Annotated in this window: 20 protein-coding genes; all 20 read right to left on the reverse strand. The window is 51.5% G+C overall.

Annotation, left to right across the window (positions count from 1 at the left end):
• Window positions 1–9: 9 nt before the first annotated feature.
• Window positions 10–204, reverse strand: a complete 195-nt coding sequence (gene rpmD, locus G5B42_RS03210) for a 50S ribosomal protein L30 (RefSeq protein ID WP_181338993.1) — start codon at window positions 202–204, stop codon at window positions 10–12.
• 13 nt (window positions 205–217) lie between these two features.
• A complete protein-coding gene (gene rpsE, locus G5B42_RS03215; RefSeq protein ID WP_269206140.1) occupies window positions 218–718 on the reverse strand; it encodes a 30S ribosomal protein S5 in 501 nt (166 codons plus the stop codon).
• Between the two features lie 16 nt (window positions 719–734).
• Complete coding sequence (gene rplR / locus G5B42_RS03220) at window positions 735–1,106, reverse strand: 50S ribosomal protein L18 (RefSeq protein WP_181338995.1); 372 nt, start codon at window positions 1,104–1,106, stop codon at window positions 735–737.
• A gap of 23 nt (window positions 1,107–1,129) precedes the next feature.
• On the reverse strand, window positions 1,130–1,675 hold the full coding sequence (rplF, locus tag G5B42_RS03225) for a 50S ribosomal protein L6 (RefSeq protein ID WP_181338996.1): 546 nt from the start codon (window positions 1,673–1,675) through the stop codon (window positions 1,130–1,132).
• Window positions 1,676–1,759: 84 nt separating this feature from the next.
• On the reverse strand, window positions 1,760–2,155 hold the full coding sequence (gene rpsH, locus G5B42_RS03230) for a 30S ribosomal protein S8 (protein ID WP_181338997.1): 396 nt from the start codon (window positions 2,153–2,155) through the stop codon (window positions 1,760–1,762).
• 18 nt (window positions 2,156–2,173) lie between these two features.
• A complete protein-coding gene (locus G5B42_RS03235) occupies window positions 2,174–2,359 on the reverse strand; it encodes a type Z 30S ribosomal protein S14 (protein WP_181338998.1) in 186 nt (61 codons plus the stop codon).
• An 18-nt stretch (window positions 2,360–2,377) separates the two neighbouring features.
• Window positions 2,378–2,920 (reverse strand): 50S ribosomal protein L5, encoded by a 543-nt coding sequence (rplE, locus tag G5B42_RS03240; protein ID WP_181338999.1) that lies wholly within the window; start codon window positions 2,918–2,920, stop codon window positions 2,378–2,380.
• Window positions 2,921–2,980: 60 nt separating this feature from the next.
• A complete protein-coding gene (gene rplX / locus G5B42_RS03245; RefSeq protein ID WP_181339000.1) occupies window positions 2,981–3,304 on the reverse strand; it encodes a 50S ribosomal protein L24 in 324 nt (107 codons plus the stop codon).
• Between the two features lie 42 nt (window positions 3,305–3,346).
• The gene (rplN, locus tag G5B42_RS03250) at window positions 3,347–3,742 is read right to left on the reverse strand and encodes a 50S ribosomal protein L14 (RefSeq protein ID WP_181339001.1); all 396 of its coding nucleotides are present in this window, start codon (window positions 3,740–3,742) and stop codon (window positions 3,347–3,349) included.
• 70 nt (window positions 3,743–3,812) lie between these two features.
• The gene (rpsQ, locus tag G5B42_RS03255; protein ID WP_181339002.1) at window positions 3,813–4,073 is read right to left on the reverse strand and encodes a 30S ribosomal protein S17; all 261 of its coding nucleotides are present in this window, start codon (window positions 4,071–4,073) and stop codon (window positions 3,813–3,815) included.
• Between the two features lie 18 nt (window positions 4,074–4,091).
• Entirely contained in the window at window positions 4,092–4,292 is a 201-nt protein-coding gene (gene rpmC, locus G5B42_RS03260) for a 50S ribosomal protein L29 (protein ID WP_181339003.1), read from the reverse strand.
• Entirely contained in the window at window positions 4,282–4,716 is a 435-nt protein-coding gene (rplP, locus tag G5B42_RS03265) for a 50S ribosomal protein L16 (RefSeq protein ID WP_181339004.1), read from the reverse strand. The genes rpmC and rplP overlap by 11 nt, the downstream gene beginning before the upstream one ends.
• Complete coding sequence (gene rpsC, locus G5B42_RS03270; RefSeq protein ID WP_181339005.1) at window positions 4,717–5,376, reverse strand: 30S ribosomal protein S3; 660 nt, start codon at window positions 5,374–5,376, stop codon at window positions 4,717–4,719.
• Between the two features lie 4 nt (window positions 5,377–5,380).
• Complete coding sequence (gene rplV / locus G5B42_RS03275; RefSeq protein WP_181339006.1) at window positions 5,381–5,719, reverse strand: 50S ribosomal protein L22; 339 nt, start codon at window positions 5,717–5,719, stop codon at window positions 5,381–5,383.
• Window positions 5,720–5,814: 95 nt separating this feature from the next.
• A complete protein-coding gene (gene rpsS, locus G5B42_RS03280; protein ID WP_181339007.1) occupies window positions 5,815–6,102 on the reverse strand; it encodes a 30S ribosomal protein S19 in 288 nt (95 codons plus the stop codon).
• A gap of 22 nt (window positions 6,103–6,124) precedes the next feature.
• Complete coding sequence (rplB, locus tag G5B42_RS03285; protein ID WP_181339008.1) at window positions 6,125–6,946, reverse strand: 50S ribosomal protein L2; 822 nt, start codon at window positions 6,944–6,946, stop codon at window positions 6,125–6,127.
• A gap of 29 nt (window positions 6,947–6,975) precedes the next feature.
• A complete protein-coding gene (gene rplW, locus G5B42_RS03290) occupies window positions 6,976–7,260 on the reverse strand; it encodes a 50S ribosomal protein L23 (RefSeq protein WP_187350923.1) in 285 nt (94 codons plus the stop codon).
• Window positions 7,260–7,886: a 50S ribosomal protein L4 gene (gene rplD / locus G5B42_RS03295; RefSeq protein WP_181339009.1), complete on the reverse strand. Its 627-nt coding sequence runs from the start codon at window positions 7,884–7,886 to the stop codon at window positions 7,260–7,262. The genes rplW and rplD overlap by 1 nt, the downstream gene beginning before the upstream one ends.
• 31 nt (window positions 7,887–7,917) lie before the next feature.
• Window positions 7,918–8,556, reverse strand: coding sequence for a 50S ribosomal protein L3 (gene rplC / locus G5B42_RS03300; RefSeq protein WP_181339010.1), 639 nt, complete (start codon window positions 8,554–8,556; stop codon window positions 7,918–7,920).
• 56 nt (window positions 8,557–8,612) lie between these two features.
• The gene (rpsJ, locus tag G5B42_RS03305; RefSeq protein ID WP_181339011.1) at window positions 8,613–8,921 is read right to left on the reverse strand and encodes a 30S ribosomal protein S10; all 309 of its coding nucleotides are present in this window, start codon (window positions 8,919–8,921) and stop codon (window positions 8,613–8,615) included.
• Window positions 8,922–9,043 lie beyond the last annotated feature (122 nt).

Below are 9,043 nucleotides of genomic sequence, written 5' to 3' on the forward strand. Positions count from 1 at the left end.
TGGCACCTCCTATTCCTCAGTTACTTCCACTAGATGTTCAACTTTCTTGATCATCCCTTGGATTACCGGATTATTGGGCACGACAAGCGTCTGGTTCAACCGGTTGAAGCCGAGGGCGGCAATCGTTGCCTTCTGGTCTTTACTCCGTCCAATCGTACTCCGTTTCCAGGTAACAACCAAGTTTTTCTCTTTCTTCTTCGGCATTTTTCTCCACCCCTTAGCCTTGAACTTTTTCTAACGGAAGCCCACGTAAAGCAGCCACTTCTTCCGCTTTTCGCAATGCCTTCAACCCAGCCACGGTGGCGTTGACCATATTCAAGGGGTTGGATGAACCAATCGATTTGGTCAAGATATCACGAATGCCCGCCAGTTCCAAAACCGCACGCACCGGTCCACCGGCAATCACACCAGTACCAGGTGCCGCAGGCTTAAGGACAACTTTGCCGGCTCCGAATTTTCCCTCGATCGGATGAGGGATCGTGGTGTTGACAATTGGCACGGTAAATAATTTCTTTTTGGCATCCTCAACACCTTTACGGATAGCCTCCGGTACCTCGCCGGCTTTACCTAACCCCACACCGACATGGCCCTGGCCGTCGCCAACCACCACTAATGCGCTGAAATTAAAGCGACGTCCGCCTTTAACCACCTTCGCGACCCGGTTGATGAAGACCACGCGCTCGGTCAGTTCCAGTTCATTGTGGTTAATCCGTTTCATCATATCCCTCCTTTACTTAAAACTCCAATCCGTTCTCGCGCGCTGCTTCCGCCAAGGCCGCAATGCGTCCATGATACTTATAGCCGCCACGGTCAAAAACAACTTTGGTAATCCCTTTATCCTTTGCCCTCTGGGCAATCAATTTCCCAACCAGCTTCGCACTTTCGATGTTCCCGCCGTACCCGTTAAGCTGCGTCCGTACTTCCGGTTCGACGGTGGAGGCGGAGAGCAGGGTTCTCCCCTGAACATCATCGATGATCTGTGCGTAAATATGGTGAAGGCTTTTATAAACTGACAATCGGGGCCGCTCGGTGGTCCCGGACAATTTTTTCCGCAACCGGATATGACGGCGGACCCGCGCTTCGTTGCGATCGATCCTCTTAAACACCAATCTCCACTCCTTTCCGCGGACTATTTCCCGGCTTTCCCAGCCTTACCGGCCTTACGACGAATTGTCTCATTGGCGTATTTAATACCCTTGCCTTTGTAGGGCTCCGGCGGACGGACATCACGAATCTCGGCAGCCATTTGCCCGACTTTTTGCTTATCCGCGCCTTTAACAATAATCCGGTTCGGCGCCGGGACTTCAATTTCGATTCCAGGTTGGGCCTCAAATTCAACCGGATGTGAATAACCAATGGACAATACCAGTTTTTTCCCTTGCAGCGTTGCCCGGTAACCAACCCCGTTAATCTCCAGGGTCTTCTGAAAACCTTTGGTTACCCCTTCCACCATATTGGCGATTAGGCTCCGGGTTAACCCGTGCATGGCACGGTAATGTCCATCGTCATTTGGCCGTTCTACTTTTACGACGGCACCGTCTTGCACGACCTTGATCCCGGCGGGGATCTCTTGGGTCAATTCCCCTTTCGGCCCTTTGACCCGCACCACATTGCCGTCTATCTTAAGTTCAACCCCAGTTGGGATATTAATCGGTTTTAAGCCAATTCTGGACACTGTCTACACCCCCATTCCAAATCCGGTTCTTGGTTTATGAATTCAATAATAAATCCCGCGACTGCTTCTCATAACACCAACGCGTTACCAGATAAAGCAGAGGACTTCGCCTCCGACTCCCAACTGGCGGGCAATTTTATCGGTCACAACCCCTTTGGACGTGGAAAGAATGGCAATCCCCAAACCCCCAAGGACTTTCGGGATCTGATCCTTTTCCACATAAACCCTGAGCCCCGGTCGGCTAATCCGCTTCAGGCCGGTGATCACCCGTTTCTTCCCGTTATACTTCAAGTACAGACGGATGACCCCTTGTTTATTATCCTCGATCAATTCGTAATCCTGAATGTAGCCTTCCTCTTTCAGCAGGCGGGCCAATTCCTTTTTGATATTTGACGCCGGGACGTCAACCTGTTTAATCCGGGCGATATTGGCATTACGAATGCGGGTCAACATATCGGCAATTGGGTCCGTTACGACCATGCTCCGTTACCTCCTTCCTTACCAACTGGCTTTTACCACACCGGGGAGCTCGCCGCGGTGGGCCAGATTCCGGAAACAAATACGGCAAATCTGAAATTTCCGCATGTAAGCACGGGGACGGCCACAAAGCTTACACCGGTTGTACGCCCGGACCGGAAATTTCGGCTTCCGATTTGCTTTTACAATCATCGATTTCTTGGCCATTTGTTAATCCTCCTTTACTTAGGACGCCCGGAAAGGCATGCCGAGGGATTTCAACAACTCATAACCTTCCTCGTCACTCTGGGCTGTCGTGACAATCACCACATTCATTCCCCGAATCTTATCGATCTGGTCGTAGTTGATTTCGGGGAAGATCAATTGTTCCCGAAGACCGAGATTGTAGTTGCCACGCCCATCGAAGGATTTGGGGGACACACCGCGAAAGTCACGGATCCGCGGTAAAGCCACATGGAAAAGTTTATCGAGGAACTCATACATGCGTTCTCCGCGTAAAGTCACTTTGCACCCGATCGAGGCGCCCGCTCTCACCTTAAAGTTGGCGATGGATTTTTTCGCCTTCGTCACAATCGGCTTCTGTCCGGCGATCTGCGTCAAGTCGTTGACCGCCCCGTCAATCAGCTTCGGATCCTGGGTCGCTTCACCCACCCCCATACTGATCACGACCTTTTCCAAACGGGGGACCTGCATAATATTTTTATAACCAAAACGGCTTTGTAAGCTCGGGATAACTTCCTTCTCATATTTCTCCCGCAAGCGAGACATGGTCAGCACCTCCTCCCAAACTCAAAACATTTAGGTGATTTAATCCGTCTCCGTTAATCTTTACTTGATTTGGTGACCACATTTTTTACAGATCCTTACCAATGAACCGTCTGGGTTCCGGTCACGACTAATCCGCGACGGCTGACCACAGCCACCACAAACCAGCATCACTTTAGACACCGAAAGAGGCATCGGTTTATCGATCACCCCGCCTTGGGGATTGTCTTTAGTGGGTTTGGCGTGTTTCTTGACCAGGTTAATCCCTTCCACCAGGACCTTGCCTTCACGACGAAACACCCGTTGAATCTTGCCACGTTTACCTTTATCTTTTCCGGAGAGCACAACAACTTCGTCTCCCTTACGGAGATGGGTCTTGCCTACCATGACTATACCTCCCCTCTGCTTAAGAATTCCCTTGCACCAATTCTATAAGACCTCGGGTGCCAACGAGACAATCTTCATAAAATTCTTCTCTCTCAGTTCCCGCGCCACTGGCCCGAAAATACGGGTTCCCCGCGGATTCATCTGGTCATTGATGATCACGGCCGCATTATCATCAAAACGAATATAGGAACCATCCGGGCGGCGCGTCTCCTTCGTCGTCCGCACCACAACGGCTTTGACGATCTCACCCTTCTTTACCCCGACAATTCCGGCCCCTTTCCGGGCTGCCGAAGGGGGAAGGGCGTCTTTCACCACGGCGATAATCAGGTCGCCGACCCCGGCATAACGTTTTTTGGAACCGCCCAGGACGCGGATGCACATCAGTTTTTTTGCTCCGGAGTTATCAGCCACGTTAAGGTAGGACTCCACTTGAATCATAACTGTATCCCCCTTTCCATCCACATTTTAGAGAGGTTATCGTCCATCGACCAAACCATAAGGGAACGGATTACTCCGCTTTCTTAATGATCGACACAACCCGCCAGCGTTTTTCTTTGCTCAAAGGTCTGGTCTCCATAATCTTCACTTCGTCGCCAATCCGGCACTCGTTGTTTTCGTCATGGGCTTTGAACTTCGTCGTCCGTTTGATAGTCTTTTTATACAACGGGTGCTGTTCCATACGCTCGACAGCAACAACGACCGTTTTGTCCATTTTGTCACTGACAACCCGACCAACTCTCGTCTTTCTCCTGCTTAGACGCTCAGACATTCCTCATTCAACCTCCTTCTATGCCCTAATTTTCGTTTCCCGTTCGTGCATGATCGTTTTCACCCGAGCAATATCTTTCCGAACGGCTTTTACCCGCGCTGTATTATCCAGTTGCCCGGTGGCCAGCTGAAAACGAAGGTTGAAGAGTTCCGTCTTGAGGTCAGCGAGTTTCTTCTGCAGTTCTTCACTGGTCATTGCTCTAATTTCTTCAGCTTTCATTGGACTCACCACCCGCTTCCTCGCGTTTTACGAATTTCGTTTTAATCGGCAGTTTATGCCCGGCCAGGCGTAAAGCTTCACGGGCTAATTCTTCATCAACCCCGCCAATCTCAAACATGATCCGGCCCGGTTTCACCACTGCCACCCAGTGTTCGGGGGATCCTTTACCGCTACCCATCCGGGTTTCGGCCGGTTTGGCCGTGACCGGTTTATCGGGGAAGATTTTGATCCAAACCTTACCGCCACGCTTGATATGACGGGTCAAGGCCACACGGGCCGCCTCGATCTGGACGTTCGTGATCCAACCCGGTTCCACTGCTTGCAACCCATATTCGCCAAGGGTAAGTTGGGAACCGCGGTAAGCCATCCCTTTCATCCGACCACGCATCACCTTACGGTGTTTGACTCTCTTTGGAACCAACATTTACTTTCCCTCCTCACCCTCAGCGGCCTTTTTCTCCGGCAAAACCTCGCCTTTATTAATCCATACTTTCACACCGATCTTGCCGTAGGTAGTATTGGCTTCGGCAAAACCATAATCAATATCAGCCCGCAGCGTATGCAGGGGTACTTTCCCTTCACTGTATCCCTCACTCCGGGCAATCTCGGCCCCCATCAGGCGGCCGCTGCATTTAATCTTGACGCCCAAAGCGCCCAGTTTCATCGCCCGGCTGATCGCCTGTTTCATCGCCCGGCGGTATGAACTCCGGCGTTCCAGTTGGAAACAGATGTTCTCCGCCACCAACTGTGCATTGAGGTCCGGAACTTTAACCTCGGCAATGTTCAATGACACCTGCTTGTCGGTTAACTTCTCCAGACTTTTGCGGAGGTTCTCCACTTCCGCACCGCCGCGGCCGATCACCATCCCCGGCCGTGCCGTGTGGATTGTCACTTTAACCCGGTTCGCCGCTCTTTCAATCTCAACCCGGGCAATCCCGGAATTATAGAGTTTCGACTTGATAAACCGGCGGATCTTCAAATCCTCATGGAGGAGGGTGGCATAATCTTTCTCCGCAAACCAACGGCCTTCCCAATCACGAATGATACCAACCCGAAGACCTACCGGATGAACTTTCTGCCCCATTTCCTCAACCCTCCTTCTCTTTCACGATAATCGTGATATGACTGGTTCTTTTCCGAATGGCCGCGGCCCGCCCTTGCGCCCGGGCCCGGAACCGTTTCATCGTCGGCCCCTGGTCGACACAGGCTTTGGCGACCACTAAATTACTACGGTCTAGATCATGATTATTCTCCGCATTGGCAACGGCCGAATTTAGTACTTTCTCCAAAACTTCCGCCGCCGCCCGGGGTGTAAACTTCAGGATCTGCAGCGCTTCGTCCACGGCTTTCCCTTTAATTTCGTTCGCCACCTGGCGTACCTTCCGTGGTGCGATCCGGACATAACGTGCTACTGCTTTGGCTTCCATCGACTCGCCTCCCCTCGTTCTTAGGACGAATCCTCGAATTTATCTTACTTCCTGTCTTACCGTTAAAACTTAAGACTCCAAAGTCAATTCCCGTCTTACTTTAAACCAGTGCTTTTCTCCGTCTTGGCACCACCGTGTCCACGGAAAAGACGGGTCGGCACAAATTCACCCAGTTTATGACCGACCATTTCCTCGGTTATATAAATCGGTACATGCTTACGACCATCATGAATTGCTAATGTATGGCCAACCAGTTCCGGGAAGATTGTTGACCGGCGCGACCAAGTTTTAATCACTCGTTTTTCGCCGCTTTTATTCATCTCGACGACTTTCTTGAGTAAATTAGGGTCAATATACGGACCTTTTTTTAGTGAACGAGCCATTTATCCTTCCTCCCTTCCGGCCTCATGCCCGACGTTTAATGATCAACCGATCGGATGGTTTCTTTTTCCGTGTCCGGCGACCAAGAGCCGGTTTACCCCAAGGCGTAACCGGGGCCCGCCCAATCGGTGAACGACCTTCACCACCACCATGGGGGTGGTCCACCGGGTTCATCGCCACACCGCGCACCGTCGGGCGAATTCCAAGCCAGCGCTTGCGTCCGGCTTTACCAATGGTAATATTCTCATGGTCAATGTTGCCGACCTGTCCGATGGTGGCCATACACTCCTGGCGAATTAGCCGGACTTCCCCCGAAGGCAACCGCACGTGGGCATATTCACCTTCTTTGGCCATCAGTTGGGCACCGGCACCGGCACTTTTAACCAGCTGTCCACCGGCTCCCTTGACCAGTTCCAAGTTGTGAATAACCGTACCGGTCGGAATATTGGCGAGGGGCAAAGCGTTTCCCACTTTAATATCGGCGTCCGGGCCGGAAACGACCGTATCGCCGACTTGTAACCCATCCGGTGCGATGATGTACCGCTTTTCCCCGTCGGCATAGTAGAGAAGCGCAATCCGGGCCGTCCGGTTCGGATCGTACTCTATGGCCGCCACTTTGGCCGGAATCCCGAATTTATCCCGTTTAAAATCAATTCGCCGGTACATCCTTTTGTGCCCGCCGCCCCGGTGGCGTACAGTAACCCGTCCCTGCGCGTTGCGGCCACCGGTCTTCTTCAACGGTTCGAGCAAAGATTTTTCCGGTTCGGTCTTAGTAATCTCTTCAAAGGAGGATACGGAGACAAAACGACGACCGGGCGAAGTGGGTTTATATTTCTTAATAGCCACTTTAATACCTCCTTTACCGCGAAAATGGATCAGACGCCTTCAAAGAATTCAATCCGGCTCCCCGGTTCCAAGGTCACAATGGCCTTTTTCCAGTTGGGGCGGCGCCCTTCATGGCGTCCCATCCTTTTCATCTTGCCTAACATCTGCATGGTATTGACGTCCAGGACACGAACGTTAAAAATACTTTCGATTGCTTCCTTAATCTGAACCTTATTGGCCCGCCGGTCTACCGCAAAACAATACTTGTTCATCTCCATCAGGCGGGTACTTTTCTCGGTCACAATCGGTTTTTTAATGATATCACGCGGATCCATTATGCCAACGCCTCCTCGATGCGGCCCACGGCCTCTTTGGTCAGTAGCAGGTGGTCGTGGAGGAGAATATCGTAAACATTAAGACCATCCGTCTTCATCGATGAGACTCCAGGCAGATTACGCACGGATTTGGTCACGTTTTCATCTTTCTCCGCGAGCACCACTAGGGTTTTGGCGTTCGCCACGTTCAAATTGTTTAACACCGCAAGCGCGGCTTTGGTTTTTGGGGTTTCAAATTTCAAGTCTTCCAAAATGATCAGTTTGTCGTCCTTCACCTTCGCCGTCAAAGCCGACCGTAAAGCCTGACGCCAGGCTTTCTTCGGCATTTTAAAACCGTAAGCGCGGGGTACTGGCGGAAATACCACGCCGCCCCCCACCCACAACGGCGATCTCCTGCTGCCGTGACGGGCGCGGCTGGTTCCCTTTTGTCGCCATGGTTTGGCCCCGCCACCACGGACTTCACCTCTGGTTTTTGCCTTTGCCGTACCTAAACGGCGGGAAGCCAGTTGCATGAGAACCGCTTGGTGCAAGAGGTGTTCATTTATATTGGTGGCAAAGACCGTATCGGCCAGGTTCATCTCACCGACCTTTTTCCCGTCCATATTATAAACCGGTAAAATCGGCATGCCAATCCTCCTCTCCTCGTGGGTAATCCATTTAGCTCCGTACTTTCACACTCTTTTTGACCTGGACCAACGCGCCGTTACGACCGGGAACCGCTCCTTTAATTAAAAGAAGGTTCTTCTCCGGATCAACTTTGATCACTTCTAAACCTTGGATCGTAACACGGTGTCCGCCCATCCGTCCGGGAAGTTTCCGTCCTTTAAAGACTCTCTCTGGTCCAGTAGCCCCGAGCGAACCGGGTCTCCGGTGGTACATCGAACCATGGGACATTGGCCCGCGGTTGAAGTTATGCCTTTTCACGGCACCGGCAAAACCTTTCCCTTTGGCCTGACCGACCACGTCCACCAAATCTCCCTCTTTAAACAGGGAAACGTCAATGGCTTCACCCACTTTGTACTGGTCGGCTTCTTCCGGACTAATCCGAAACTCACGTAAAAACCGTAACGGTTTTACACCTGCTTTCGCAAAATGGCCTTGCATCGGCTTGTTCGTCTGTTTGGCTTTCTTTTCGCCAAAACCTAATTGAACGGCGGTATATCCTTCTTTCTCCTCGGTTTTGACCTGGACAACCAGACAGGGTCCCGCTTCCACAACCGTCACAGGAACCAAACTCCCCGCCTCAGTAAATACTTGCGTCATTCCAATCTTTTTCCCGAGAATTCCTTTTGCCAACCGAGTCACCTCCTAACCTTGACAAAAAAATTTCATAAGCGGATAAGAACAGCAGACTATAACTTAATCTCTATGTCGACACCAGCGGGCAGATCCAGGCGCATCAGCGCATCCACCGTCTTGGCACTGGGCTCCAAGATATCAATCAACCGTTTATGCGTTCTCATCTCAAACTGTTCGCGGGAGTCTTTGTCAATATGGACGGAACGCAGGACCGTAAAGACACTCCTCTCCGTCGGCAAAGGGATGGGGCCGGCGACCACCGCTCCGGTCCGTTTCGCCGTATCCACAATCTTCTCCGCCGACTGATCCAGCACCCGATGATCAAAGGCTTTCAAGCGGATTCTAATCTTCTGATTAGCCAATTCTCGTCCCTCCTTAAAGTGGAGACTTTTGCCAAAGTATTGTTCTTCTTTAACCCAGCGGCGTGCAGCTTAAAAGCTGCACGCCAACCCTTTTTTACTTTTACTCAAGAATCTTGGTCACA

The organism is Capillibacterium thermochitinicola, assembly GCF_013664685.1.
In the GTDB taxonomy this organism is placed as follows: domain Bacteria; phylum Bacillota; class UBA4882; order UBA10575; family UBA10575; genus Capillibacterium; species Capillibacterium thermochitinicola.

Excerpts from the sequence above, each read along its gene's own strand:
- rpmD (WP_181338993.1), bottom strand. The coding sequence starts at position 204 with ATGCCGAAGAAGAAAGAGAAAAACTTGGTTGTTACCTGGAAACGGAGT.
- rpsE (WP_269206140.1), bottom strand. The coding sequence starts at position 718 with ATGAAACGGATTAACCACAATGAACTGGAACTGACCGAGCGCGTGGTC.
- rpsH (WP_181338997.1), bottom strand. The coding sequence starts at position 2,155 with ATGGTCGTAACGGACCCAATTGCCGATATGTTGACCCGCATTCGTAAT.
- G5B42_RS03235 (WP_181338998.1), bottom strand. The coding sequence starts at position 2,359 with ATGGCCAAGAAATCGATGATTGTAAAAGCAAATCGGAAGCCGAAATTT.
- rplE (WP_181338999.1), bottom strand. The coding sequence starts at position 2,920 with ATGTCTCGCTTGCGGGAGAAATATGAGAAGGAAGTTATCCCGAGCTTA.
- rplX (WP_181339000.1), bottom strand. The coding sequence starts at position 3,304 with ATGGTAGGCAAGACCCATCTCCGTAAGGGAGACGAAGTTGTTGTGCTC.
- rplN (WP_181339001.1), bottom strand. The coding sequence starts at position 3,742 with ATGATTCAAGTGGAGTCCTACCTTAACGTGGCTGATAACTCCGGAGCA.
- rpsQ (WP_181339002.1), bottom strand. The coding sequence starts at position 4,073 with ATGTCTGAGCGTCTAAGCAGGAGAAAGACGAGAGTTGGTCGGGTTGTC.
- rpmC (WP_181339003.1), bottom strand. The coding sequence starts at position 4,292 with ATGAAAGCTGAAGAAATTAGAGCAATGACCAGTGAAGAACTGCAGAAG.
- rplP (WP_181339004.1), bottom strand. The coding sequence starts at position 4,716 with ATGTTGGTTCCAAAGAGAGTCAAACACCGTAAGGTGATGCGTGGTCGG.
- rpsC (WP_181339005.1), bottom strand. The coding sequence starts at position 5,376 with ATGGGGCAGAAAGTTCATCCGGTAGGTCTTCGGGTTGGTATCATTCGT.
- rplV (WP_181339006.1), bottom strand. The coding sequence starts at position 5,719 with ATGGAAGCCAAAGCAGTAGCACGTTATGTCCGGATCGCACCACGGAAG.
- rpsS (WP_181339007.1), bottom strand. The coding sequence starts at position 6,102 with ATGGCTCGTTCACTAAAAAAAGGTCCGTATATTGACCCTAATTTACTC.
- rplW (WP_187350923.1), bottom strand. The coding sequence starts at position 7,260 with ATGGATCCGCGTGATATCATTAAAAAACCGATTGTGACCGAGAAAAGT.
- rplD (WP_181339009.1), bottom strand. The coding sequence starts at position 7,886 with ATGCCGATTTTACCGGTTTATAATATGGACGGGAAAAAGGTCGGTGAG.